Source organism: Micromonospora sp. CNZ295, assembly GCF_004217535.1.
Window position 1 is genome coordinate 5,525,290 of the sequence record NZ_SHKZ01000001.1, and the last position, 25,962, is coordinate 5,551,251.

The window sequence follows — 25,962 nt, forward strand, 5'->3', positions numbered from 1 at the left end:
AGCACCTAGACTTCGTTTCCATGTTAACGAAATCAGCCCGTGTCCTCGTCCTGGTCTGCAGCTCCCGCCCAGGTGCCCTGGGCCCCTCGGTCGGACAGTGGCTGATCGACGCGATCACCCCACGTGCCGCCGAACTCGGCGTCGAGCTCGTACCGGTGTCCCTCGGCGATCTGAACCTGCCGTTCCTCGACGAGGAGGAACATCCGTCGTCGGGCGTCTACCAGCACGAGCACACCCGTCGGTGGAGCGCGATCGTCGACGCGGCGGACGGGTTCATCGCGGTCACTCCGGAGTACAACTACGGGATGCCCGCGACGCTGAAGAACGCGCTGGACTACCTCAGCCGCGAGTGGGCGTGGAAGCCGATCGGCTTCGTCAGCTACGGCAACACCTCGGCGGGCACCCGGTCGGTCCAGCACGCCAAGCAGGTGGTGACCACCCTGCGCCTGGTCCCGTTGGGCGCCACGGTCGCGATCCGCATCGGCGACGCCACACAGAACGGGCGGCTGCGGCCCGACGCCGCCCGCGACCGGGCCGGTGTCGGCCTGCTGGACGAACTGGTCCGGGTCGCCCACGCCCTACGGCCCCTGCGCGAACGCGCGCACGCCGGCGCCCGCCCCGGCCCGCTGCCCGGGTCGTACGCGAGGCGGCTGACCCCCGACGACGCGCCCCAGGTCACCGTGCTGCAGCGGTGCTGCTGGGTGGACGAGGCCGTCGCCAACGACACGATGGCCATACCGGCCCTGCACGAGTCGCCGGACGAGGTGCGCGAGTGGCTGGCGGCCTGGCACAGCACCGGCGTCTGGCTGGACGGCCGGCTACTGGGCATGGTGCGGGCCCGTCGGGTCGACTCCGACTGGCACGTGGGTCGGCTCGCCGCCGTGCCCGACCTGCGCGGCCGGGGGCTGGGCCGGTGGCTGCTGCGTACCGCCGAAGCCGCGGCCGAACCCGGTTGCCGCCGGGTCGTGCTGTTCACCGGCGCGAAGAGCCTGCGGAACATCGACCTCTACCACCGCGAGGGATACCGGTCGGCGCCGGTGGCCAGCGCGGACGGAACCACCTGCCTCACCAAGGACATCGGTTCGCCCGAGGTGCCATCGCGGCCCGACGAGTACTCAGCACGGGAGCGGCCAGCACAACGGTGAAGACCGCGTTCCCGGTAGCAGGGCCGGATCCCCTTGCGTACGCGCTCTCAGCCGCCGACGTAGCACGACGGTGACGCGGCGGGTGCCCACCCGCTGATCTCGCGGTTCGCGGTGCCGCTGTCACGCCGGCCGGGCTGGCCGTCTCACCGGGGTCCGCGGGACGACGTCCAGCCCTGCCGGTGCAGCCGTTCGATGCCGTCGAGCAGCAGGTCCAGCGCGAACTCGAACTCGAACTGGTCGTCGCAGCCCGACCCGACGACCGAGTCGTCGTCGTGCGACGCCGCCCCGGCGATCTCCGCGAGGTGCGGGAACCGGGCGGCGACCTCCGGCGGCAGGGCCGCCGGCGGCTCCGGGTCGGCCGTGCCGGACCGGCCGGCCTGCCGGGCCGCGTCGAACAGCTCCTGGCTGAAGCCCAGGATGCGGCTGCCCATCGCGTGCATGACGTGGTGGGCGAGGTCGGCGGAGAACCCGCCGGCCCGCAACCTCCCGACCATCGAGTCGAGGTAGGCGAGGATGGCCGGCGTCGCCATGTTCCGCGACTCGATCGCGAGCGGTGCCCAGGGGTGCCGGCGCAGCACCTGCCGCGCCGAGAGGATGCGCCCACGGACCGCGTCCTTCCAGTCGGCGTCGGGCACCAGCGGGTCGATCTCGCCGACGACCATGTCGATCATGCCGTCGAGCAGCTCGTCCTTGTTCGCCACGTGCTTGTAGAGGGCCATCGGCACGACGCCCAGGTCCTGGGCGAGGTTGCGCATGCTGAGCGACTCGATCCCGGCCTGGTCGGCGAGCGCCACGGCGGCGAGCAGGATCCGGTCCCTGCTCAGCGGCGCCCGGCGCAGCGTTTTTACCTGCTCAGCCATGTCGGTCCTCGTCTTTCGGCGGCGTTGAAACCATAGCCGCCTTGACAGGCGTACGGCGTACACTTACCGTTCATGACTATCAGGTGTACGCCGTACACCTTCAGGGGAAGGAACGCGCGATGAAGGCGATCGTCCAGGACCGGTACGGCCCGCCGGAAACCCTCAAGCTCGCGGACGTCGACCCGCCGGTGCCCGCCGCCGACGAGGTGCTCGTCCGGGTCGAGGCCGCCGCGCTCAACGCGTACGACTGGCATGCCATGCGTGGCGACCCGCGGATGGCACGACTGGCCTTCGGCCGGTCACGCCCCCGGGCCCGCATCCGTGGCCGCGACTTCGCCGGCCGGGTCGAGGCCGTCGGCACCCAGGTCCGCCACCTGCGCCCCGGCGACGCCGTCTTCGGCGACCTCGGCGACGCCAACGGCGCGTTCGCCGAGTACGTGTGCGTACCCGAGAGCCTGGTCGCGCCGAAGCCGGCGAACCTCACCCCCCAGCAGGCCGCCGCCCTGCCGCTGGCCGGCGTCACCGCGCTCGTGGGGCTGCGCGACGCCGGGCGGGTCGAACCCGGCCAGCGCGTCCTCGTCAACGGCGCCTCCGGCGGCGTCGGGACCCTGGCCCTCCAGTTGGCCAAGGTCCTCGGCGCGACCGTGACCGGGGTGTGCAGCACCCGCAACGTCGAGCTGGTCCGATCCCTCGGCGCCGACCACGTCGTCGACTACACCCGCGCCGACTTCACCCGCGCCGACCGCCGCCACGACGTGGTGTTCGACCTGGTCGGCAACCGCTCACTCACCGCGCTCCGGCGGGCGCTCACCCCGACCGGGACGTTGGTGCTCTCCGGCGGCGGTGTGTACCGCGGCGGCAGTCTCGTCGGACCGGTCTGGCTCCTCGCGCGCGGGCGGCTGCTGGCCCCCTTCGTCCGGCACCGCATCGTCGCCCCCAGCACGGTGCCCGGCCGGCAACACCTCGACACGCTCCGCGCCCACGCCGAGGCCGGCCGCCTCACCCCGGTCATCGACCGGACCTACCCGCTCCACGAGGTGCCGCAGGCCATCCGGTACCTCGAAGGCGAACACGCCCGGGCCAAAGTGGTCATCACGATCTGACCGTTCCCCGGTGACGGTTCCCGCTCGCAGTTTCGGGGAAAGTGCGGCCTGCGCTGGCAGGAGAGCGCACCTTCCCCGAAACTGCTGGCTACCGACGCCGTCGGGGGACCGCTCCCGGTCAGTCGGCCAGCGCTCCGGCGGCCCGGCCCTCGTGCAGCGTCAGGTTGCGGCCGTTGGACGGGTCGAACAGGTGGATCTTCTCCAGGTTGAACCAGACCCGCCGGCTCTCCCCCTCCCGGACGCCGGACTCGGCCGACAGGCGGGTGACCAGGCTGGCGCCGCCACCGGTGAAGTCCGCGCCCGCGTCGGCGGCCAGCTCCTCCAACTCGGCGGCGCTGGCCCGCTCCCCCTCGACGGAGAAGTAGACGTACTTGTCCGAACCCATCGACTCGACGATCTCGACCGGCGCGTCGAACTCCATGCCGCGCCGGCGGGTCTCGTCGTCGACCAGCTCGGCGTCCTCGAAGTGCTCAGGGCGGATGCCGAGGATCAGCTCGCGCGGCGCGTCGGCGCCCTCGAGCTGCCGGCGGACCCGGTCGCCGATCGACACGTCACCCAGCGCCGTCCGCAGCGAACCGTCCTCGACCGCGGCGTGCAGGAAGTTCATCGCCGGCGAGCCGATGAACCCGGCGACGAACAGGTTACGCGGGTGGTCGTACAGCTCCTGCGGCGGCCCGACCTGCTGCACCGCGCCGCCCCGCATGATCACCACGCGGTCGCCGAGGGTCATCGCCTCGGTCTGGTCGTGGGTGACGTAGACGGTGGTGGTGCCGAGCTGCTTCTGCAGGCGCGACACCACGGTGCGCATCTGCACCCGCAGCTTGGCGTCCAGGTTGGACAGCGGCTCGTCCATGAGGAACGCCTTGGGCTGGCGGACGATCGCCCGTCCCATCGCCACCCGCTGCCGCTGGCCGCCGGAGAGGTTGGCCGGCTTGCGGTCCAGCAGCGGGGTCAGCTCCAGCACCTTCGCCGCCTCATCGACCTTCTGCGTGATCGTCTCCTTGTCCAGCTTCGCCAACCGCAGCGGGAACGCCATGTTCTCCCGGACGGTCATGTTCGGGTAGAGGGCGTACGACTGGAACACCATCGCGATGTCCCGGTCCCGGGGGGCCTTGTCGTTGACGCGTTCCCCGCCGATGCGCAGCTCACCGGAGCTGATGTCCTCCAGGCCCGCGATCATGTTCAGGGTGGTGGACTTCCCGCAGCCGGACGGTCCGACCAGGATGACGAACTCGCCGTCGGCGATCTCCAGGTCGACGTCGCGCACCGCGACGGTGCCGTCCGGGAACTTCTTGCTCACCTTGTCGAGCACGATGTCAGCCACGACTACCACCTATCCCTTGACTGCGCCGGAGGTCAGGCCGGAGACGATGCGGCGCTGGAAGAAGAGCACGAACAGGATGATCGGAACGGTGATCACCACGGCGGCGGCGCAGATCGCCCCGGTGGGGTCCTCGAACTGCGACTCGCCGGTGAAGAACGACAGGGCGACCGGCACCGTACGGGCGCGTTCGGTGGAGGTCAGCGTGATGGCGAACAGGAAGTCGTTCCAGCAGAAGATGAAGACCAGGATCGCCGTGGTGAACAGCCCGGGCGCGGCCAGCGGTGCGATGACCCGCCGGAACGCCTGCCCCTGGGTGGCGCCGTCCATCTTCGCCGCCTTCTCCAGATCCCACGGGATCTGCTTGAAGAACGCCGACAACGTGTAGATCGCCAGCGGCAGCGCGAACGTGATGTACGGCAGGATCAGGCCGGGCCAGGTGTCGAACAGGCCGAGCTGCCGCTCGATCTCGAACAACGGCGACACCAGCGACACCTGCGGGAACATCGCGATCAGCAGCGAGACACCGACGAGCAGCCGCTTGCCGGGGAAGTCCAGCCGGGAGATCGCGTACGCGGCCATCGCGCCGAGCACCACCGCGATGAGCGTGGCGATCAACGCGATGCCGATCGAGTTGACCAGGGCCCGCACGAACTGGTCGGTGGCGAAGATGCTCCGGTAGTTGTCCAACGTCCACTCGCGCGGGATGAACTTGCCGTCGGTCAACGTCGCCGGCGTCTTGAACGACAACGACGCGATCCACAGCACCGGGATCAGCGCGAAGACGACCACGATGACGTCGAGCAGTCCCCAGCGCAGCTTTGCCTTGGTGGTGGTGTCCGCCATCTCAGCGCCTCTCCCCGTCGTCGCTGCCGGGGGCAGCGGTACCGAACAGCTTCACGAAGATGAACGCGATGATCGCCACGGTGATGAAGATCAGCACCGACATCGTCGACCCGATGCCGAGGTTCAGGCCGCGGATCAGGTTGTTGTAGGTGATCATCGACACCGACGAGGTGTCGTTCGCCCCGGCCGTCAACACGTAGATGTTGTCGAAGACCCGGAACGCGTCCAGCGTGCGGAACAGCAGGGCGACCAGGATCGCCGGCTTCATCACCGGCAGCATCACCTTGGTGAACCGCTGCCAGGCCGTCGCCCCGTCGGTGGAGGCCGCCTTGAGCAGGTCGTCCGGCACCAGAGCCAGGCCGGCCATCAGCAGCAGCGCCATGAACGGGGTGGTCTTCCAGATCTCGGCGAGCATGATGATCGCCAGCGAGCTGGCCCGCTCGGTCAGTGGCGCGCTGCCCTCGAAGAGGTTCGCCAGGTAGCCGGTCCCGGGCGTCCACGCGTACCGCCAGGAGAAGGCGGCGACGACCGTGACGATGCCGTACGGGATCAGCGCCGCGGTCCGCACGATGCCCCGGCCCACCAGCGTCCGGTGCATGATCAGCGCCAGTCCCATGCCGAGCACCAGCTCGATCGCCACGGTGACGACCGTGATCAGCATGGTCACGCCGAACGCCGTCCACCAGAACTCGTTGGTCAGCACGGTGACGTAGTTCTCCAGCCCGATGAACTGGCGCTCGTCGGGGAAACGCAGGTCGAAGCGCTGCAGTGACAGCCAGACCGAGTAGAGGATCGGGTACGCCGTCACCAGCACCATGACCAGCGCGGCGGGCGCGCAGAGCAGCCAGCCGAGCTTGCGCTCGGCGCGCTTGTTCTCGCTCAGCGGCGCCTTGCGGCGACCGGCCCGCTGGGCCGGCACGGCCGCGTGCCGCCCGGTGCGGGTGGCGGTCTCGTCGGCGGAGACGTCCGCGCCGGCGGGCGTCGCGTTGATACTCATGCCGTCACCTCCCGACGGTCCGTGCCCTGGTGTCCCTTGCTCACGGCAGGACCCCCTTCGACTCGAGCGCGTCCGAGATGGCGTCGCGCAGCTCGTTCGCCGTCTGCTCGGGACGGATCGCCGACGGCGGCGAGAGGATCGCCGACATGACCGTGGAGATGCTCTGGTACGCCGGGGTCAGCGGCCGCACCGCCGGCTCCTTCAGCTCCTCGAGGATCGTCTCCTTCATCGGGTACGCCTCGGTCATCTCCGGGTCGTCGTAGATGCTCTCGATCGTCGGCGGGACGCCGTCGTTGATCGCGGAGAACTTCTGGTTCTGCTCGTTGCGGATGCACCTGGCGGCGTCGAACGACTCCTCCGGGTGCTCCGAGTAGGCGCTGACGGCCATGTTCACGCCGCCGATCGTGACCTTGCTCGGAGTGCCCTCCTCGACGCCGGGCACCCGCGCCCAGCCGACCTGCTTGGCCAGGTCCGGGTTCGCCTCCTGCATCGCCGGGTAGACGAACGGCCAGTTCACCTGGAACGCGCCCGCACCCGACTGGAACTCCAGCCGTACCGGGTCCTCGGTGGCGTTGCTGAACGACGGCGACGCCACGCCCGACGTGGCGAACCGCTGGAGCTGGTCGAGGGCTCGCACCGTCCCCTCGTCCATCACCGCCTCGGTGCCGTCGTCGTTGAGGATCTGTCCGCCGGCGCTCTCGGCGAGCGTGTTGTAGAGGACGACCAGGCCCTCGTACTGCGCGCCCATGGTCAGCACCTGGTAGGGCTTGCCCTGCTGCTTCAGCTCCTGGGCCGTCGAGATCATCTGGTCCCACGTCGTCGGCGGCTCGGGCACCAGGTCCTTGCGGTACCAGAGCAGCTGCACGTTGGTGTTCTTCGGCGCCGCGTACAGCCGGCCCTCGTAACGGGCCGTGTCCAGCGGGCCCGCCAGGGTGCCCTGCTCGACCTCGGCCCGGTCCTCGCCGGTCCACTCCAGGATCCAGTCGGCGCTGGCGAACTCCTGCGTCCAGGTGACGTCGAGGCCGAGCACGTCCATGCCGGTGTCCTCGGCGGCCAGCCGGCGGACCATCTGCACCCGCTGCTCGTCGGCCTGCCGGGGCAGCACCCGGTAGACGATCCGGTAGCGCCCATCCGCCGCCGCGTTGCAGTCGTCCACGACCTTCTGCAGGTTCTGTTCCGGCGGGTAGTACAGGTTGATCGTGGGCGTGCCCTCGTCTCCCCCGGTCCCGCACGCGGCCAGCGGCGCCACCAACGCCAGCGCGGCGGCCGCCGCCACCGCGCGGGCCCGCGGTCGCCGTCGTCGGGCCTGGTCAGAGTCGCTCATCAGGCACTCCTCCCCTCCTTCTCGGCCAAAGCCGGGGGAAGGCTCCCGTGCCCCGGCGCACGGCGAGACGGACGGGGCGCCAGCCTGGCAGTCCGGCCGCGCCCCGGGCGTTTCGTGGCCCCAACACTGCCCGACCTGCGAAGTTCCGAAACCTGCCGCGACCGCGACCGGACCGACCGTGGCCACGTGTGACCCAGCTCACCGCCCTGCGCACCCCCGCGCGGGCCCGTACGCTCGGCCGATGGACGTCACCTTCTTCTTCGACCCGGCCTGCCCCTGGACCTGGCGCACGTCACGCTGGCTGGTGGCCGTCGCCGACGTCCGCACCCTGCGCATCGAGTGGCGGGCGTTCAGCCTGGCCATCCTCAACGAGGGCCGGGTCCCGCCGCAGTACGCCGAGGCGATGGAGGCCTCCAGTCGGGCCCTGCGCCTGGTCGAGGCGCTGCGCGCGGAGGGCCGGCACGACGACGCCGGCCACTTCTACACCGAACTCGGCGCCCGCACACACGACGCCGGCAGCCCGCCGGGCCCGAAGCTCGTGGACGCGGCCGTCGACGCGGCCGGACTGGGCGAGGCGGCGCCGGCCCTCGACGACGAGCGCTGGGACCAGGCGGTACGCGAGTCGCACGCCCTCGCGTACGCCTCGGCCGGCCGGGACATCGGCTCGCCGGTGCTGATGGTCCCCGGCGCCGACCGGGGCCTGCACGGCCCGATCCTCACCGAGGTGCCCGCCACCGACGACGCCCTGACCATCTGGGACTGCACCGTCCCCCTGATGCGCCTGCCGACCTTCCACGAACTGAAGCGCGCCCGCCACTGACCCACCCCGCCTGCGCCCAGGATCCAGGCAACTTCGGGGAAGATGTCCCCTCAACGCGCGACGAGGCGGCAGCTTCCCCGAAGTTGCTGCCCGGGCGGTCGGGGCGGGGGCTCGGGAGGGGGTTGTCCACAGGGGCAGACGGGGGCGGTCGGTGTCGTCCAGGGTGGATGGACGCCGGTTTCTCCGCGACGGCCCGCGCGCCTGCAGGGGCGCATCTTTCGTGGCTCCCAGGTGGTGTCCCAGGGGCTGCTCACCCGCGCCGAGCCGCAGCAGCGCCTGGCGGCCGCTCTTCAAGGACGTCTACGCCGACGCCCGCCTCGTCGTCTCGCATCGGGCACGCTGTGCGGCGGCGGCCCGATGGCTGATCCCACCCGGCGCGGCGATCGCCGGGCGAAGTGCCGCGGCACTGTTCGGAGCCGGACGCGTCGAGCCACACGAGTCACTCGACGTCCTGGTGCCCACGGCGCGACGCTTCGGTCCGGTGGCCGGCCTGGCCGTGCACTCCGCCGGTTTCCCCGACTCCGACGTGGCCCTGCGCGCCGGCATTCCGGTCACCACACCGGAACGCACCTGCTGGGATCTCGCGCAGTGGCTCCGGGTCGAGGACGCCTTCGCGATGGTCGACGTCCTCGTCCGCCGTCGGCTCGTCGACCCCGGGCGGCTGAGCGAGCGGGCGCGCCGACACACCGGGGAGCGCGGCTGGAAGCGGATGCTCCGGGTCGCCGACCTGACCGACGGCGGTGCGGAGTCACCACCGGAGTCCCGCCTGCGGGTCCGGCTCGTCCTGGCCGGACTGCCCGCCCCGGTCACCCAGTTCGTGGTCGAACGTAACGGCGCCTTCGTGGCCCGACTCGACCTCGCCTGGCCGCGGTGGAAGATCGCGATCGAGTACGACGGCATTGGCACCACGATCCGGAACAGCTCCACCGGGACCGGCGCCGGCTCAACCGGCTGGTCGGTGACGACTGGATCGTCCTCCACCTGACCTCGAAGCGCTTCGCGACCGACTTCGACGGCTTCCTGGCCGAGGTCCGCCACGCCATCCGCACCCGCGAGCGCTGACCCAGCGGCCTCGCCGAGCGTGCGGAGGCGCGGGGCGGGCGGGGGCCCGGCGGCGGCGGGGCGGGTGCGGGCGGGCCGGGGGTGCGGGCGGGCCGGAGGGGTGTGCTCGGGGCGGTGGGATGGGCGGGGGCGGGGCATGATGGGGGCCATGATCGCTCGGTTCAAGGATCTCTGTCTGGATGCCGCTGACGCCCAGGCCCTGGGCGGGTTCTGGGGGCGGGTGCTCGACGGGGAGGTGGTGGACGTCGGGGGCGGTGACACCCGGGTCGACCCCCGGAAGGCCGGCTCCGGCGCCGAGTCGATCTGGGTCAACCGGGTGCCCGAGCCGCGTACCGGCAAGACCCGCGTACACCTGGATCTGCGGCTGGCCGGCGGGGACCCGGCGCCGCTGCTGGCGACCGGCGCGCGACTGGTCCGCGAGCCGGACGCGGAGATCGAGTGGTGGGTGCTCGCCGACCCGGACGGCAACGAGTTCTGCGTCTTCGCCGCCCGACCGGACACCCGGCCTGGGCCGATCGAACTGGTGGTGGACTGTGCCCAACCGGAGCGACTGGCCGGTTGGTGGGCCGGGGTGCTCGGCGGCGAGGTGGAGATGACCGGCTGGGACGCTGCCTCGCTGATCGGCGCGACCGGCTTCCCGTGGGACGAATGGATCTTCACCCCGGTGCCGGAGCGCAAGACCGTCAAGAACCGGATGCACTGGGACGTCGACCTGGTCGACCCGGAGCCGACCGCGCTGATCCGGGCCGGCGCGACGCTGCTGCACGAGCCGACCGAGCAGACCCGGTGGTGGGTGCTGGCCGACCCGGAGGGCAACGAGTTCTGCGCCTTCCCGCCGCGTCCCACCGAGTGAGCGGACGGTTACCCGGCGCCCACCAGGTGGACTAGCGTTTACCTGCGCGTTCGCCACCGACGTCGACACGCCTCGGCCGACCCCGGCCCGCCCGATCGGTTGGTTCTCGCGGGAACTCCCACCGCTGCCGCTCCGGTTGGGCAGGATCGTCCCCAACGAGGAGGTGCCGTCGTGCAGGACACCCGCGCTCTCGCCCTGACGTTCGAGGTGAGCGGCCTGCCACCGGTCAAGACCGAGGCGCTGTCCATCTTCGCCGCCGGGCACCGGCAGGCGACGAGGGTCCGCGCCCTCCTTCAGGCGGCCTGCGCGGCGGCCCAGCAGACCGGCTGGACCCCGCTGTCCGGGCCGGTCGAGGTGGACCTCGTGCTGCGCTGCCCGCCGGGGCACCGCACCTCCGACGCGAGCACACTGCTCGGCGGGGTCTGCGCGGTGCTCCAGGACAAGAAGCGGGTGAGCAGCATCGGCCTGGCCCACCTCGGCGTCCTGGTGGACGTCGCCCTGTACGACGACGACCGGCAGATCCGGAAGTTGTCCTACCGGGAGGAACCGGCGGAGGACTTCTCGTACCAGGTACGGGTGGCCGCCGTACCGGCCGCGGTTTGACCGACGGCCGCGGTGGGGTACCGCGGTCGCCGAGGAAGGGAGCGCCGATGTCGGAGCCACACGTCACGCTGGACCCCCGTGATCCCGTGCAGGAGAAGCTGCGCGGCCCGCTGGAGGAGCAGCTGACATCGGCGCTCAAGGCCGCCACCGAACGGGTTCGGGCCAGCTACGCCGGCGAGCCGGTCGAGCAGGTCTGCCAGCGCCTGCTGGACGAGACCCGCTCCGGCCTGCACCCCGACATCGCAGCGGGCTTCAACCCGGACATGGAGGAGTTCTGCCGGGTGGCCGTGGCCATCGTGCGCGGCGCGAACACCTGACGCCGCCGGCAGCCCGAGCAGCGCCGCGGATCAAGGGGTACGCCAGCCACGGCGAGTCCTGGTCGCCTCGCCGGTCCCCGTCGTTGTCGAGCCTGTCAACACACGTGGGGCAGCGTCACGCCGCGACCCGTCGAACGGGCCGGCCGACGGTTGTCGCGGCGAGTTCGGCCGCGTCGTCACTGACCAGCGCCGGCAGCCCGCCGGCTCGTCCCGGTACACCACCTGAGTTGGCTCACGGTGCCGCGCTCGTGCGGCCTGCGCCGCTTCACCTGCGGTGATGCCTGCAGGTGGGGCTGTTTTCACGCACGAACCGAATGAGTCAACCGGGTCTGACCGGCCAGCCGTCCGGCGGCCTCAGAGCCGCAGCAGCCCCGCGGCGAGCGACTCACGCAATCCGGCGGGCGGCTCCTGGTAGCCCTCGTCCCACAGCGCACCGGGAAAGCCGCCGGCCGCGAACGCAGTGTTGAGATCGTCGACGAACCAGATCGCGGGCCCCACCTTCCCGTCGATTCCGGGGCCGGGCAGGTCGATGCCGTAGGGCGCGTCGCCGCTGATGTTCGCCTTGTGGAGCTCGTCGGGCGCGTAGTCGAGCTGGAACGGGATGCCGGCGTCCCGGCGCGCGGTGTCCCTGAGGTACGCGGCGTGCTCGGCCTCGTAGTAGGAGCGCGAGCCGCCCCGCTCGGCCCACTCGAGCTGCACCACCAACGGGTCCGCGAGCACGCTGGCCGGCCAACCCGGCAATTCCCCGACGAGCCACACATCGCCCACCTGCCGGATCCACGCGCTGATCGTCATCGGGAACGGCGCGAACATCACCTCCAGCCAGTCGGCCAGCGCGGGCGCGCCCGGCGACGGGGGAACGTGGGCGCGACGCGGCGTCCCCTCGTCGTCGTTCTCCTCCGCACGGAAGCCCCGCGCCTGCAGCCGCTCAACGAGCGTCTCGACGTTCCTGCGGGCACGGTCGGCGAACTCGCGCGCCACCGCCTCGGCGTCCTCGCGGTATGGGGCGTCGAAGACCCGTAGGCCAAGACCACGCAGGTCGCGCCACACGTCGTCGGGATCACCGGACACGTACCGCGCGTGGAAGCTCGCCATGGCCACCATCCTTGCAGGGAGCGGTGGCGAGGTCTCGGTTGCCGACTCAGCTGGCGATCCGCAACGTCATCAAGCAGCCGCGGCCCGCTGCGCTCGGCGACCATCGCGATCAATGGCACGACACAGACCGTCGCCCCGCCATCCCCGCCGAGAAGCAGGCCATCCTCGATGATCCACGCCCGCACCGTCATCGCCGCGCAAAGAATGCGCGATGCGCCCAACGTCGCCGCAGAACGTCCAGGTCCCGACGCAGCACAACCACCGAGACAGCGATCCCGACCGGGAGGCCGACCAGGGCGCCGACGGCCAGTCGCGAGTACGGACCCGCCCTGTTCCGCACCACCCTGTTCGGGTTGCTGGCCGAATACTCGATCTCCAATCGGTCGCCCTCCCTCGGACAGGAGGTGCCACAGGAGACCCACGCTTCGTAGCGCTTGGCATCGACGACGTAGTCGACCTTCGCCTCGCCTGGCCGGCCCCGCACGACGTCCAGCGCGCGGACAGTGACGACCTGGCCGTCGCGGTACATGCCGTCGCGGAACTGGAAGGTGCTCACCACCGACGAGACGGCCAGCAGGAAGAGCATCGCCAACACAGGTATGACGGCAAGAAGTGCCGGCACCCGGAGTTCCCGGACGTCATGGCCATTTCGGCTCCGCGGCCACCGCTTCACGTGAACTCCGATGTCCTTCCAGGGGAGCACTCCTTCAGTACCGGGACAGGTTCTGGACCGGGCACATGACGATGCGCGGGTTCGCCCGGGGGTCCAGCCACCGCAGCACTCCGACCAGGTGGTCGTGGGACAGGCCGACGCAGCCGGCGGTCGCGTTGCCCCCGGCGGTGCTGAACTCGTGCAGGAAGATGGCGCTGCCGGCGTACGGAACGGGCTTCGGCACCGACGGCGGCATGTTGTAGGTGATCACCGCGAAATGCGTGTACGCGGGCTTCACCGTCCACAGCGCCTCGCTCCACCCGCCCGGATTCGTGCTGGTGTGCTGGAACGTGTTGTACGCCGCCGACTCCGGGTTTCCGTTCCACCAGTCGTTGGTCACCAGCCGGTGGTAGGGGTAGCGGACGCCCGGGCTGGGGGCGATGCCGTACATCGTCGGGCCGATCGCGTACGCGCCGGTCGGCGTGGTGGACCCACCCTCGACGTGGTTGTCGCTGAAGCCCTTTGAGCCGATCCGCGCCGGCAGCGGCGCCGAGACGGGCCGCCAGCGCCGGCCGGAGAGGGCGAAGCTCTCCAGCGTCGCGTAGGAGGTGCCGTAGCCGGTGGCGGTGACCAGGATGACCTGCCGGGTGTCGGCGGGCAGGGTGGTGAGCTTGTCAGCCTTGGTCTTGCCCAGGTAGCGCCGCGGAAGAGGGCCGGTGGGCACGGTGCCGCCCGCGTCGGGATCGGTCACGACCGCAGCGGCGGGGGCGGCTCCGGCGACGACGGGCGCGGCCACACCGGCCGCCGCGCCGAGGATGAGGGTACGCCGTTTCATGCCGACGATCCTGGCAGGCGACGCGGACGTCCGCTGCCCCGAAAACCATGACATTTCCGACCGGTACGCCATCGTGATGCTCTGCGGCGAAAGGGATGGGTCAGGACCGGGTCCGCAACTCCCCGGTCCTGACCCCAGCCGTCCGGCGTGGTAGCGGACATCGCCATGGTGGACCCGCGGGCGGGGCACGCCGCCCACGCAGGGCCACCACAGCGAGCCGGCCCGCCTGCACTCAGCTCCACGGTGCCCAACTACCGGACTCGGCGCGCCCCCGACTCACCCCGAAGAGCCGTGGGCGCCGGCTCAGGTTAGGAGCGTCTCTCCAGCTCGGACAAGGTGTGCGACGCCCGCGAGAGCGTGATTGATGTCAACCTGCAAAAGCGGCATGTCGGCGTAACACGACGCCCGGGCTCAACGCTGTTTCCCCTCGAAGCGAGGACTACGCCCACCCCCGATCAGGGCGGCCGCGAACGCGCCGGCGATCAGGGCGCACGCCAGCACGTGCAGCAGGCGTACGCCGGTCGGCGCGACCTGGTCCGCCGCCGGCAGCACCGCGACCAGCCCCACCCCGGCGGCGAGGGTCACGGTCGCCACCGGCAGGAACGCCGCCGATCGGGCCGGATCCGTCCGCTCGTCCCCGGGCAGGATGTCACGACGCCGGGCGACCCGCCCGGCGAACCACACGGCGACCACCGCGCCGAGGAGGGTGCTGGCGGGATCCGAGACCGTCCACCAGTGCAGACCGGTGGCGGCGTACCAGTCGACGCCGAACGTCCGCAGCCAGTCGGTGTGCGTCACCAGATCCCACCCGATGTGGCTGGCGGCACCCAGCAGCGCCGACGCGGCGGTGACGGCCAGCGGGTGCCGGTGGGTGCCGAGCACCGCGTAGTCACGCCAGCGGAACACGCGACCGCCCGGCAGATGCGGAACGACCGCCGCGACGACACGGCGGGCCAACCAGGCGTACGCGAGCGCCACCGGCAGGCACCACCAGAGCAACCCGGCGAGCGTGTGCGTCCGTGGCAGCTCCCACGGCGTCCCGACGAACAGGTACGCCACATCCGGTGACACGGCTCCGGTGACCAACGCGACACCGTCGAACCAGCGTGGACGCCAGAGCTTCAGCGGTAGGACGGCTGCCGGGTGGGAGGGGAAGGTCAACGGCACGCCGGGAGGCTATCGCTCAGAAGTGGTCAAGCAGCTCCGGGAAGGCGGCGAGCTGCAGCACCCCCGCGTCCGTCGGGTCCAGCTCGTCGTGCTCCAGCACCCACGTGTGCTGGTTGGGGATGTACACCGCGTTCAGGCCGGCCGCCCGGGCCGGCGCGATGTCCGACTTCGGGGAGTTGCCGATCATCCAGGCCCGGGCCGGGTCGAAGTCGTGCTCCTTCGCCAGCCACCGGTAGGTGTCCGCGTTCTTCTCCGGCACGATGTGCGCGGCCCGGAAGTGGTGCAGCAGGTCGGCCGCGTCGAGCTTGCGCTGCTGCTCCTCCCGCTCGCCCTTGGTGAGCAGCAACAGCTCGTGCCGGCCGGCCAGCTCGTCCAGCGCCTCGGCGACCCCCGGCATCAGCTCCACCCGGTGTTCGATCAGGGCGACGGCCAACTCCTGGATCTCCCGCCGCTCGGCCTCGGTGGCCGGCCGCTCCCGCAGGCGCTCGAAGCACTCCCCCAGGCTGCGCAGGAACACCTTGCTCCCGTAGCCGTGCACGACCGAGTTGGCGCGCTCGATGTCGTCGAGGATGCCCCGGATCTGCGTACGGTCCAACGTCGGGTGGTCCATCCAGTCGAGGAAGTCGTCGATGACCCGCTCGAAGACGACGTTGTTCTCCCAGAGCGTGTCGTCGGCGTCGAAGACCAGCACCTGCCCGTGCCGTCGCGTCCCGTCCAGCATCCCTGTCCTCCCGTCGCGGCCCGGGCCACCGTACTGGGCGCCGCCCGCTCGGTCACGGGCTTTTCGGCGGGACAGCCGCCGGTTCGACGGAGGTCACCGACAGCCGCGGTCCTCGGATCCGGGCCCCTGCTGACGGAGGGCCGTTCGGGCGGCAAGGGTCAGCCGGTTGCGGATCTGGGCCCGGGACAGGAATGCGACCTCACCCGGTCAACCCACCCCGTGGGTGACGGCGAGCCGCGTGATCATGGTCGGGGCGCGCGGGTCCCGGGCTACCTCGGCGAGGACGTCCCGGGCGGCGGGCCGGTGCAGGACCTCGGCCGGCGCGGCGCGCTCGACCTCGATCAGCATCCGGGCGGCGTTGATCGCATCATCGGCGTGCAGGAAGGCACGTGCGACGTTGAGCAGATGCGCGGCGCGGTGTTCGGCCGGTAGCCACCGCCAGCCGGCCCGTTCGGTGACCTTCTCGTGCCAGGCGATCGCCTCAGCGGCTTCGCCGGATTCGACGGCTACGGCGACGCGGGCAAGGTCGACGGCGGTGGGTCCGAATCCCGTGCGGTGATGGTCGTGCCCGTCGCCGACCCGCTCAGCCATGCTGGCGGCCTCGTCGATCAGCTCGGTGGCGGCCCGCTCGTTTCCGCACTGTGCCGCTGCCAGGGCAGCTTGGATGAGCAGGGTTCCGCACAGGGACAACTCCGGCGGTGTGCCGTCTTCAACCGCGGGCGGGGCAATCTGGTACGCGGCGGCGAGCATCAGCGCCTTCGCCGCCCGCGCCCGCCCCGACGCGCGCAACACCTGGCCGAGCTGCACGGCTGCGGCGGCCACCAGGTCCCGGTGACCGGTGGCGGCCAGCATCGCCCGGTCAGTGGCGAGCCACGCCGACTCGGCGTCGCCGAGCTTCACCAGCACAGCGGCGGTGACTCGGTACGCCTCGACCAGCGGCACCCGACCCGCCACCGGGGCTTGGGCGTGCGTGCGTTGCGCATTGGTGAGCAGGTCCGGTACCAGGTCAATCACCTGCGGATAGCGGGCGTACTGGAACGTCGTCCAGGCGTGCCCCACCTCGCGCAGCATCCGGTCCACAGGCAACACTGACCGGCGAGCCGCCGGCCTACTCAACGGGATCTCGTACCGGGACAGCGCCCGTCCTGATCCGGTCGACGCCCTCGGCGCGATCCGTCGCCCCGACCGGCTCGGCGTCCCGACCGACCAGAACGGCGGTGTCGCTACGGAGCACGCGGGCGATCTCCTGGAGCGTGGACAGCCTGTCCAGCGACCGGACTCCACGTTCGACCTTGTCGACCCAGCTCGTCGACTTGCCGAGCCGGTCGGCGAACACCTGCTGCGACAGCTTCCGCCGCCCCCGCTGCCCTACGAGCCTTCGACCTCTCGCCTGGTCCCGGCGGTAGCTGACGGAAGGCTCACGCGGAGCGCCCGACGGGTGCCAGGAGTCGGACACCCAGCTCGTGGCCGTATCGTTCGATTTCGGCCACGCTCTCCTGCTTCTGCAAAATGTTGGCGTGCAGGCACTGCACGCACTTGCCCTCATGCATGAGGACCGCCCAGTCGAAAAGGGATTTGTGTGCCGCAATGGTGACGTACAAGAATCGGATCATGGTGTCGACTGCAAATTGATCGATAATGCCCGGTGAGGGATCCAGGCGCACGAAGGTCTCGAACCGTCCATACATGCCTTGGGCGATATCAGACCGTGCCGCACGCAGCGAGGTATCCATTTCCGCCGCACAACATTGGAGGTTCTCCTCCCACCCCGAGCATTCCTCTTGCTTGTTCCGTACGATTTGCCGGAGGTCGTCGCTACTGACCCGGTGAGCCAAAAAGTCCAGGTTCTGCCGCCCGGCTCTTTCCATCTCACTCAGAATGCCCAGCTCATAGATGAATAGGTCGCGCGTCGTGTGGATCCCCATGTGCTCCCCCTGATCTCGCTGGCGAGACGCCACGGCCTACCCACCTGAAGACCGGGAAAACCGCTGCCGGTTGTGTCCGGTCTCGGGACCTGTGACGTTCAGAAGCGGCGGGTCACGTCAGGCTCGCGGGACGTCATCCTGAATGACACGTGGGCGCGCGCCAGCACGTCAACCGGGGAGACGGGCGGCCGTGGCTGACGGGTTCACCGGCGAAGGGTGAGGATGAGGTCGGCGACCAGGGCCGTCCAGCCGGTCTGGTGCCAGGCGCCCAGGCCGGCGCCGTTGTCGCCGTGGAAGTACTCCGGGAAGCAGATCAGGTCCCGCCAGTCCGGGTGGGTCTGGAAGAGCTGCGCCGCGCCGTAGATCGGCCGGCGGCCCCAGCCGTCCCGAGTGAACAGGCTGATCAGCCGCGCCGACAGGTCGTCGGCGATCTCGTCGAGGCTGCGCTTCACGCCGGACCGGGTCGGGTACTCCACCTGCAGGTCGTCGCCGAAGAAGGCGGCGTAGTCGCGCAGCGCGCTGATCAGCAGGAAGTTCGTCGGCATCCAGATCGGACCGCGCCAGTTGGAGTTGCCGCCGAACAGGCCGCTGGTCGACTCCGCCGGCTCGTACCCGACGCAGAACTCCTGCCCGCCGAGGGTGACCGCGAACGGCTTGTCCAGGTGGGCGCGGGAGAGCGTGCGCAGCCCGTACTCGGAGAGGAACTCGTCGGTGTCGAGCATCCGGGCGAGCAGCCGGACGAGCTGCTCCGGCCCCACCATCGACAGCAGGCGCTGCTGGCGGCCGTCCGGGCCGAGCCGGCGCTCCCCGATCACGGCGGCGTACTCGGGACGGTTGGTGAGGAACCAGCGCAGCCGGGCGCCCAGCTCGGGCAGCCGCTGCAGGGTCCGCGCGGTAAGCCGGGTGACCGCCGCGAGCGGCAGCAGCCCGACCACCGAACGCACCTTCAACGGAACCTTGGTGCCGTCGGCCAGCCGCAGCACGTCGTGGAAGAAGGCGTCCTCGTCGTCCCACAGACCCTGCTCGTACGCGGCGGCGGCAATGTAGGCGAAGTGCTCGAAGAACTTCGTCGCGGTGTCCACCCAGGTGCGGTCCTGCTCGGCGAGGACGATGGCGATGTCCAGCAGGTTGAGCGCGTACATCGCCATCCAGCCGGTGCCGTCCGACTGCTCCAGCACCCCGGCGACCGGCAGCGCCGCCGAGCGGTCGAACGGCCCGACGTTGTCCAGCCCGAGGAACCCGCCCTCGAAGACGTTGTGGCCGCCGGTGTCCTTGCGGTTGACCCACCAGGTGAAGTTCAGCAGCAGCTTGTGCATCACCCGGGCGAGGAACGCGTGGTCACGACCCCCGTCGATCTCGAACACCTTGAGCGCCGCCCAGGCGTGCACCGGAGGGTTGACGTCGCCGAACGCCCACTCGTACGCCGGGATCTGCCCGTTGGGGTGCAGGTACCACTCGCGCAGCAGGAGCAGCAGCTGCTCCTTGGCGAAGCCCGGGTCGACCCGGGCGATGCTCACGCAGTGGAACGCCAGGTCCCAGGCGGCGTACCAGGGGTACTCCCACGGATCCGGCATCGAGATCACGTCGAAGCTGGTCATGTGCCACCAGTGGCTGTTGCGCCCGTGCCGGCGGCCGGCCGGCGGCGGGGCCGAGCCGGGATCGCCCTCCAACCACCGCTGCACGTCGAAGTGGTAGAACTGCTTGCCCCACATCAGCCCGGCGATGGCCTGCCGGGCGATCAGCGCCTCGTCCGGCGTCGCCGCCGCGGGGATCAGTCCGGCGAAGAAGCGGTTCGCCTCGGCCCGCCGCGCCCACACCACCGCGTCGAACCCGTCGCCGAGGTCGGCCGGCGGGGGCGGCGCCGCGCCGGGCGGCGGCGCGGTCCGGGTCAGCCGCAGCCGGATCTGCCGCTGCTCGCCGGCCGGCACGGTGAGCACGTAGTGCAGGGCGCCCTTGGTGCCCTGCCGCTCCGGGTTGACCGTCGGCGCGCCGCCGACCACGTGGTCGTTGATCCCGTCCTTCGGGTAGCGGGACCGGCTCGGCAGCCCCCACAGCCGCTCCGCGTTGGTGTCGTTGTCGCAGAGCAGCGGGGTGGGCTCGCCGTCGCCCTCCAGCAGCAGTTGGCCGAGCACCCAGTGCTCGCCCAGCAGCCGGGCGCCCGGGCCGCCGGGCGCCGGGTCGGCCGCCGATCCCACGAGCAGCGGCACCCGGTCACCGCCGGGCAGCCCCCACGCCCAGGTGTTGCGGAACCACAGCGTCGGCAGCACGTGCAGCGTCTCGGCCCGGTCGCCCCGGTTGGCCACGGTGATCAGGACGCACAGGTCGGTCGGGCCGGCCTTGGCGTAGTCGACGGTCACCGCCCAGTACCGGTCGTCGTCGAAGATCCCGGTGTCGACCAGCTCGTACTCGGTGTCGTCCCGGCCGCGCAGGGCGTTGACCGCGACGAGTTCGTCGTACGGGAAGGTGGCCTGCGGGTAGTGGTAGCGCCAGCGCATCCACGAATGCGTCGGCGTGCTGTCGAGATACCACCAGTAGTCCTTGGCGTCCTCCCCGTGGTTGCCGCCGTCCCCGCCGAGGCCGAACATCCGCTCCTTCAGGATGGGGTCCCGCCCGTTCCACAGGGCGAGGGCGAAGCAGAAGGTCTGCCGGTCGTCGCAGACGCCGGCCATGCCGTCCTCGCTCCACCGGTAGGCTCGGGACCGCGCGTGGTCGTGGGGGAAGTAGTCCCACGCCGTGCCGTGTTCGCTGTAGTCCTCCCGTACCGTCCCCCACGCCCGCTCGGACAGATAGGGACCCCATGCGCGCCAGTCCTGCTCCCCCGCGTCGGCCTGGGCGAGCCGGATCCGCTCAGGGTCGGGGGCGGGAGCGTCGGAGGGCGGCACGTCGGTGATCACTCGCCCATCTTCGACGCCGCCGGGGTACCTCACCACAGCGGCCATTCTTCCCATGCCGTGTCACTCCGCGCCGCCGGTGGAGGGAAATTGATCGACATCGCGTTCGGCCCGCAGGTGTGCGGCGACCTGAGCAGCGCCGCGACCCGCGAATGGCTGGTCACCGACGGCCTCGGCGGGTACGCCATGGGCACCGTCGCGGGGCTGCGCACCCGCCGCTACCACGGGCTGCTGGTGGTCGCCGGCGTCACCCCGGCGTCCCGGCGGGTGGGACTGGCCAGCCTCGATCCGGCGGTGCTCCTCCCGTCCGGCGCCCGGGTACGCCTCGGGGCACACGAGTGGGCCTCCGGTGACGTCGACCCGCGCGGATTCGAGCTGCTGGAGCGCTTCGACCTGACCGACGGGCTGCCCCGCTGGCGGTGGCGCATCGGCGACCTGGTGATCGAGCGGGAGCTGGCGGCGGTGCCCGGCCGGCCCGGCGTCGCGGTGGTGCACCGGCTGGTCAGCGGCGGTCCGGTGCGGCTGGAACTGGCCGCGGCGTGCACCTGGCGGGACGCGCACGGCGAGCGCCGCGCCGACGGGCCGGCTCCGCGGATGGACCCGGTCGCCGACGGCGCCGTGATCGAGGGGGCGTTCCGGCTGTCGGGCCCCGGCTGGGCGCCGGAGGGCCAGTGGTGGCTGGGCGCGCACCACCGCGAGGAGGCCGCGCGGGGCCTGAACCCGGACGAGGATCTCTGGTACGCGGGCCGCTTCGCCGGTGCGCTGGACCGGCCCGGCGACACCGTCTCGGTGCTCGCCTGGGCGGGCGATCTGGCCGCCGAGCCACCGGCGGGGCCGGAGGTGGTGGCCGCCGCCCGGGCCCGCAACCGGGCCGTTGTGGCCGCCGGGCAGCCGGCCGACCCCGTCGAGGCGACGCTCGTCCTGGCCGCCGACGCGTTCGTGATCGACACCGATCGCGGGCCGGACGTGGTGGCCGGATATCCGTGGTTCGGGGCCTGGTCGCGGGACACGATGATCGCGTACGAGGGGCTGTTCCTGTGCACCGGTCGCGCGGACGAGGGCCGGGCGCTGCTGCGGTCGTACGCGGCGACGCTGTTCGAGGGGATGCTCGCCAACACCGCCGACACCGGCCGGGTGGAGTACAACACCGTCGACGGCACCCTGTGGTTCCTGCACGCGGTGAGCCGCCACGTCGCGGTCACCGGCGACACGGACCTGGCCGCCGAACTGCTGCCCGCGCTGCTGGAGGTCGTCGGCGCGCACGTGGCCGGCACCCGGTACGGCATCGCCGTCGACGCGGCCGACGGGCTGCTCACGCAGGGCGCCCCGGGCGCCGCGCTGACCTGGATGGACGCCCGGGTGTACGGAGTGCCGGTGACCCCGCGGACCGGCAAGCCGGTCGAGGTCAACGCGCTGTGGATCAACGGGCTGGCCGGGCTCGCCGAGCTGGCGGAGGGGGTCGGGCAGGACGCCGCCGAGCTGTGGCGCCGGCACGGCCGGGCGGTCGCGGCGTTCCGGGAGCGGTTCCCCGCGCCGACCGGGTGGCTGTACGACGTGGTGGACGCGCCCGCGCCGGCGTACCCGCTCGGCGCGGCCGCGGTCCACGACGACGACCTGCTGCGTCCCAACCAGCTGCTGGCCTGGTCGCTGCCGTACGCGCCGCTGGACCCGGACGAGCCGACGCTGCGCCGGATCGCCGCCGAGCTGCTCACCCCGCTCGGCCCCCGCAGTCTGGCTCCCCGGGCACCCGAGTTCGTGGGCCGGCACCGGGGCGGCCCGGCGGACCGGGACAGCGCCTACCACCAGGGCACGGTGTGGCCGTGGCTGCTCGGGCCGTTCGTGGACGCCGGCCGGCGCGCCAAGCTCCCGGTGGACGGGCTGTTCGTCGGCGTGGAGGCCCACCTGGCCGAGTTCGGCCTCGGCTCGGTCAGCGAGACCGCCGACGGGCTGCCCCCGCACCGGGCGACCGGATGCCCGTTCCAGGCGTGGTCGGTGGCCGAGCTGCTGCGGGTCCGCCGGGCCCGCTAGGCGCGCTTTACAGTCTCGCAACGACCGCGTCTCCGCTGGTTAGCCCGCAGCCAGCAGGATGAGTCCCGATCCGGTCGCGACGAACGGGGCGCCAGCGAGGGTGCCGGTCGGCGCGTGCTCGGGAACAACTCAAAGGGGGGCCACGCGTGTCAGCAGACGCCGACGTGATCGACATCCAGCCCGCCCGACAGCAGCGCGTGCTGATGCTGTCCTGGGAGTACCCGCCGGTGCTCGTCGGCGGCCTCGGCCGCCACGTCCACGCCCTGTCCGTCGCCCTCGCCGCCGCCGGCCACCACGTCACCGTCGTCACCCGCCACGCCGACGGCGCGCCCTTGGAGGAGTACGCCGACGGCGTGCGCATCATCCGCGCCGCCGCGGACCCCGTCCGGTTCCCCCTGGCCACCGACTCCCTGCTCGCCTGGACCATGGCGTTCAACCACACCCTCACCCGCGCCGCCCTGCGCGCCACCGAATCCGGTTCGTACGACGTCATCCACGCCCACGACTGGCTCGTCGCGCACACCGCGATGACCCTGCGCGAACACCTCGGCCGGCCGCTGGTCAGCACCATCCACGCCACCGAGGCGGGCCGCCACCAGGGTTGGCTGCCCGCGGAGATGAACCGCACCATCCACGGCGTCGAACACTGGCTCGCCAACGAGTCCGGCCGGCTCATCACCTGCTCCCGGTACATGCGCGACCAGGTCACCACGCTCTTCGACATGCCGGCCGGCCGCGTCGACGTGGTGCCCAACGGGGTCGACGACCGGGCGTGGCGGGCCCGTCCCCGGGCGGTCGCCTCCGCCCGGGCCCGGTTCGCCGGGGACGGCCCGCTGGTCGGCTACGCCGGCCGGCTGGTCTACGAGAAGGGCGTGCAGCACCTGGTGGACGCGGCGCCGTACCTGCGCCGGCGGCACCCCGGGCTGCGGGTGCTGATCGCCGGTGACGGACCGTACCGGGACGAACTCGTCGAGCAGGCGCGGCGGCTGCACCTGGACGGCACCGTCCGCTTCGCCGGGTTCCTGGACGCCGGACAGCTGCCGGCCGTGCTGGGCGCCACCGACGCGACCGTGGTGCCCAGCCTCTACGAGCCGTTCGGCATGGTCGCGCTGGAGGCGGCAGCGGCGGGAGCGCCACTCGCGGTGTCCGCGACCGGCGGCCTCGCCGAGATCGTCGAGCCGGGCGTCACCGGTGTGACCTTCCCGCACGGCGACCCGGACGCCCTCGCCGGGGCGGTCGACGAACTCCTCGCCGACGAGGTGTTCGCCCGCCGGGTGGCGCGCCGCGCCCGGGCGATGGTCGGCGAGCGGTACGGCTGGGCGGCGATCGCGGCGCGGACCGCCGGCACCTACGTCGCCGCGCAACGGGAGCACGGCCCGGCCGGACGGTGCGTCGCGGCGCGGCCCGGCGATGGCCGGCCGGCCATCGAGATCCCCGACGGCAACCTGCTCGCGGTCGGCGGCGCCTCCGGCTGAACCAGCCGACGCCGACGGACGGCCCGCCACCGCGCCCGCTTCGGCCGATGGGCGCTCCCTCCCTTGGCCGGAACGCTCTCGGGTGACGCGCGGGTCCGCGCGGGCAGCCCGGCCACCCCGACAGCCTCTAGGGTGTACGCCGGGCCACGGATGGGAGCACTGTGGAGCGAGTGCTGATCGCCGGCCGGTACCGGCTTCTCGAACTGGTCGGTCGCGGCGGCATGGGCCGCGTCTGGCGGGCCCGCGACGAGGTGCTGCACCGCGAGGTCGCGGTCAAGCAGGTCGTTCCGCCGGCCTGGCTGACCGGCGCGGAACGCGACGAGGTCCGCCGCCGCACGCTGCGCGAGGCCCGCACGGCCGCGCGCATCGACCACCCGAACGTCGTCAAGGTGTACGACGTCGTGTCGGTGGGCGACAGCCCGTGGATCGTGATGGCGTACGTGCCGTCGCGGACCCTGCAGGACCTGCTGGACGCCGACGGGCCGCTGTCACCGGCCCGGGCCGCCGCGGTCGGGCTGGACCTGCTCGCCGCGCTGCGCGCCGCCCATGACGCCGGCGTGCTGCACCGGGACGTCAAACCGCCGAACGTGCTGATCACCCACGACGGTCGGGCGCTGCTCACCGACTTCGGGCTGGCCGTCTTCGACGGCGGCGACGGGGCGATGACCCGGCCGGGAATGGTGCTCGGTTCACCGCAGTACGTGGCTCCGGAACGCGCCGCCGAGGGCATGTCGAGCGTGGCCGCCGACCTGTGGTCGCTCGGTGCGACCCTGTACGCGGCGGTGGAGGGAAAGTCCCCGTACGCCCGCAGCACCGCGATGGCGACGCTGAGCGCGCTGGCCGCGCAGCCACCGGACCGGGCGGTGAACGCCGGGCCGCTGGCCCCGGTGCTCGCCGGGCTGCTGCGCCGCGACCCGGCGGACCGCGCCGACCACGAGGAGACGCGCCGCCGGCTGGCGGCGGTGGCCGACCTGGCGACCACGCCGGCGGTCGATCCCGGCCCGGCGACCGGGCCGGCGGCGGCCGTCCCGGCGGCGGAACGGGAGGCCGGTGACGACCGGACGACGCAACCACCGGCCGATGCCGGCCCGACCGGCACGTCCGCGCCGACGGGACCGGTCACCGGGGTCGACGGGCCGGGCGGGCGGGCACGGCGACCGCTCACCCGGGGCTGGGCGCTGGCCGCCACGGCGACGCTGGTCGCGATCGCCGCCGGCGTGGGCACGGCCCTCGCGGTCACCGACGAACCCGGCTACCGGGCGGACGGGTTCGTCCCGACCGGGAGCCCGGTCCGCGGTGAGCGGCCGGGATCCGGGGCACCGGACGGCCCTGCCGCGACCGCCGTGGACCGGCCCGGCCATCCCCCGCCACCGCGCGGCCGGGGCGGCTTCCCGCCGCCGCCGTTCCCCTGCGTCCGCCCCGACGTGGTCGGCGAGCCGGTGGTCGCGGCGACCCCACCCGCCGGTGAGCGGTTCCGACCGCCGGACGGCTGGGTGTGGCACGCCGACCGGCGGGGCTTCCGGGTCGCGCTGCCGGCCGGTTGGCGCCACTCGGGTGACGGTGACGTGGCCTGCTTCCAGGACCCGACGACCGGGCGGGCACTCAGCGTCGCCGGCGCACGGGACGCGGCGGGCAGCGCCCTGGACCGGCTGCGCGCCGTCCGGCAGCGGGAACTCGCGGCCGGCACGCTGCCGGCGTACGAGGAGTTCCGGCTCGGCCCGGCCGGCCGGGCGGCGGAGTGGGAGTGCGGGTGGGAGACCCCGCACGGCAGCCGGCTGCGCGCGGTGCAGGCGGTGCCCACCGAGGGGCCCGCCGCCGGCTGGACGCTCGGCTGGATCATCCACGGCGACGACTGGGCCGCCGCGAAGGAGCAGTTCGCCACCGTCCGGGCCAGCCTGCGCGTCGACCCCTGACCCGACACC

At 72.3% G+C, this 25,962-nt stretch carries 24 protein-coding genes; 10 read left to right on the plus strand and 14 right to left on the minus strand.

Features of this window, described 5'->3' with window-relative positions; translation table 11 throughout:
* Positions 1-20 precede the first annotated feature (20 nt).
* Positions 21-1,145 carry a bifunctional NAD(P)H-dependent oxidoreductase/GNAT family N-acetyltransferase gene (locus EV376_RS25750; protein WP_130327347.1) on the plus strand — a complete coding sequence of 375 codons (1,125 nt, stop codon included), beginning with the start codon at positions 21-23 and terminating at the stop codon, positions 1,143-1,145.
* Between the two features lie 143 nt (positions 1,146-1,288).
* Here the strand turns inward: EV376_RS25750 and EV376_RS25755 are convergent, their stop codons facing one another.
* Positions 1,289-2,005 (minus strand): TetR/AcrR family transcriptional regulator C-terminal domain-containing protein, encoded by a 717-nt coding sequence (locus EV376_RS25755; RefSeq protein WP_130327349.1) that lies wholly within the window; start codon positions 2,003-2,005, stop codon positions 1,289-1,291.
* Positions 2,006-2,124: 119 nt separating this feature from the next.
* On the opposite strand from EV376_RS25755, the gene EV376_RS25760 reads away from it, so the two are divergent.
* Positions 2,125-3,108, plus strand: a complete 984-nt coding sequence (locus EV376_RS25760; RefSeq protein WP_130327351.1) for an NAD(P)-dependent alcohol dehydrogenase — start codon at positions 2,125-2,127, stop codon at positions 3,106-3,108.
* A 118-nt stretch (positions 3,109-3,226) separates the two neighbouring features.
* Here EV376_RS25760 and EV376_RS25765 read toward each other — a convergent pair whose 3' ends face one another.
* Genes EV376_RS25765 through EV376_RS25780 form a run of 4 tightly spaced genes read right to left on the minus strand, consistent with a single transcriptional unit; the run spans position 3,227 to position 7,596 of the window.
* Positions 3,227-4,432 carry a sn-glycerol-3-phosphate ABC transporter ATP-binding protein UgpC gene (locus tag EV376_RS25765; RefSeq protein WP_130327353.1) on the minus strand — a complete coding sequence of 402 codons (1,206 nt, stop codon included), beginning with the start codon at positions 4,430-4,432 and terminating at the stop codon, positions 3,227-3,229.
* A gap of 9 nt (positions 4,433-4,441) precedes the next feature.
* Positions 4,442-5,275 (minus strand): carbohydrate ABC transporter permease, encoded by an 834-nt coding sequence (locus EV376_RS25770; protein WP_130327355.1) that lies wholly within the window; start codon positions 5,273-5,275, stop codon positions 4,442-4,444.
* A gap of 1 nt (position 5,276) precedes the next feature.
* Complete coding sequence (locus EV376_RS25775) at positions 5,277-6,272, minus strand: carbohydrate ABC transporter permease (protein WP_130327357.1); 996 nt, start codon at positions 6,270-6,272, stop codon at positions 5,277-5,279.
* Positions 6,273-6,312: 40 nt separating this feature from the next.
* Positions 6,313-7,596 (minus strand): ABC transporter substrate-binding protein, encoded by a 1,284-nt coding sequence (locus EV376_RS25780; protein WP_130327359.1) that lies wholly within the window; start codon positions 7,594-7,596, stop codon positions 6,313-6,315.
* 241 nt (positions 7,597-7,837) lie between these two features.
* On the opposite strand from EV376_RS25780, the gene EV376_RS25785 reads away from it, so the two are divergent.
* From EV376_RS25785 to EV376_RS25805, 5 genes are all read left to right on the plus strand, one after another.
* Positions 7,838-8,416 (plus strand): mycothiol-dependent nitroreductase Rv2466c family protein, encoded by a 579-nt coding sequence (locus EV376_RS25785; protein WP_130327361.1) that lies wholly within the window; start codon positions 7,838-7,840, stop codon positions 8,414-8,416.
* 220 nt (positions 8,417-8,636) lie between these two features.
* A complete protein-coding gene (locus EV376_RS25790; protein WP_486482806.1) occupies positions 8,637-9,401 on the plus strand; it encodes a type IV toxin-antitoxin system AbiEi family antitoxin in 765 nt (254 codons plus the stop codon).
* Positions 9,402-9,626: 225 nt separating this feature from the next.
* Entirely contained in the window at positions 9,627-10,331 is a 705-nt protein-coding gene (locus EV376_RS31100; RefSeq protein ID WP_130327365.1) for a VOC family protein, read from the plus strand.
* Between the two features lie 171 nt (positions 10,332-10,502).
* On the plus strand, positions 10,503-10,934 hold the full coding sequence (locus EV376_RS25800) for a hypothetical protein (RefSeq protein WP_130327367.1): 432 nt from the start codon (positions 10,503-10,505) through the stop codon (positions 10,932-10,934).
* A gap of 47 nt (positions 10,935-10,981) precedes the next feature.
* A complete protein-coding gene (locus EV376_RS25805; RefSeq protein WP_130327369.1) occupies positions 10,982-11,251 on the plus strand; it encodes a hypothetical protein in 270 nt (89 codons plus the stop codon).
* A gap of 354 nt (positions 11,252-11,605) precedes the next feature.
* Here the strand turns inward: EV376_RS25805 and EV376_RS25810 are convergent, their stop codons facing one another.
* The 9 genes from EV376_RS25810 to EV376_RS25845 form a co-directional block, all read right to left on the minus strand.
* Complete coding sequence (locus tag EV376_RS25810; protein WP_130327371.1) at positions 11,606-12,346, minus strand: hypothetical protein; 741 nt, start codon at positions 12,344-12,346, stop codon at positions 11,606-11,608.
* A 187-nt stretch (positions 12,347-12,533) separates the two neighbouring features.
* The gene (locus EV376_RS25815) at positions 12,534-12,932 is read right to left on the minus strand and encodes a hypothetical protein (protein WP_130327373.1); all 399 of its coding nucleotides are present in this window, start codon (positions 12,930-12,932) and stop codon (positions 12,534-12,536) included.
* A gap of 121 nt (positions 12,933-13,053) precedes the next feature.
* Positions 13,054-13,833: a L,D-transpeptidase family protein gene (locus EV376_RS25820; RefSeq protein ID WP_165438120.1), complete on the minus strand. Its 780-nt coding sequence runs from the start codon at positions 13,831-13,833 to the stop codon at positions 13,054-13,056.
* 411 nt (positions 13,834-14,244) lie between these two features.
* Positions 14,245-15,000 carry a DUF4184 family protein gene (locus EV376_RS25825; protein WP_130327377.1) on the minus strand — a complete coding sequence of 252 codons (756 nt, stop codon included), beginning with the start codon at positions 14,998-15,000 and terminating at the stop codon, positions 14,245-14,247.
* Between the two features lie 16 nt (positions 15,001-15,016).
* Positions 15,017-15,718 carry an HAD family hydrolase gene (locus EV376_RS25830; RefSeq protein ID WP_130328867.1) on the minus strand — a complete coding sequence of 234 codons (702 nt, stop codon included), beginning with the start codon at positions 15,716-15,718 and terminating at the stop codon, positions 15,017-15,019.
* Between the two features lie 210 nt (positions 15,719-15,928).
* A complete protein-coding gene (locus EV376_RS31105; protein ID WP_486482807.1) occupies positions 15,929-16,792 on the minus strand; it encodes a helix-turn-helix domain-containing protein in 864 nt (287 codons plus the stop codon).
* A gap of 37 nt (positions 16,793-16,829) precedes the next feature.
* Positions 16,830-17,057 (minus strand): helix-turn-helix domain-containing protein, encoded by a 228-nt coding sequence (locus EV376_RS31110; protein ID WP_486482808.1) that lies wholly within the window; start codon positions 17,055-17,057, stop codon positions 16,830-16,832.
* An 82-nt stretch (positions 17,058-17,139) separates the two neighbouring features.
* Entirely contained in the window at positions 17,140-17,646 is a 507-nt protein-coding gene (locus tag EV376_RS31115) for a DUF892 family protein (protein ID WP_130327379.1), read from the minus strand.
* 203 nt (positions 17,647-17,849) lie between these two features.
* Positions 17,850-20,585, minus strand: coding sequence for an MGH1-like glycoside hydrolase domain-containing protein (locus tag EV376_RS25845; RefSeq protein ID WP_130327380.1), 2,736 nt, complete (start codon positions 20,583-20,585; stop codon positions 17,850-17,852).
* A gap of 42 nt (positions 20,586-20,627) precedes the next feature.
* Between EV376_RS25845 and EV376_RS25850 the strand changes: the two genes are divergently transcribed.
* The 3 genes from EV376_RS25850 to EV376_RS25860 all read left to right on the plus strand — a co-directional run bounded on the left by EV376_RS25850 (position 20,628) and on the right by EV376_RS25860 (position 25,953).
* Positions 20,628-22,565: a glycogen debranching enzyme family protein gene (locus EV376_RS25850; protein ID WP_130327382.1), complete on the plus strand. Its 1,938-nt coding sequence runs from the start codon at positions 20,628-20,630 to the stop codon at positions 22,563-22,565.
* A gap of 146 nt (positions 22,566-22,711) precedes the next feature.
* On the plus strand, positions 22,712-24,040 hold the full coding sequence (locus tag EV376_RS25855) for a glycosyltransferase family 4 protein (RefSeq protein ID WP_130327384.1): 1,329 nt from the start codon (positions 22,712-22,714) through the stop codon (positions 24,038-24,040).
* A gap of 161 nt (positions 24,041-24,201) precedes the next feature.
* On the plus strand, positions 24,202-25,953 hold the full coding sequence (locus tag EV376_RS25860) for a serine/threonine-protein kinase (protein WP_130327386.1): 1,752 nt from the start codon (positions 24,202-24,204) through the stop codon (positions 25,951-25,953).
* Positions 25,954-25,962 lie beyond the last annotated feature (9 nt).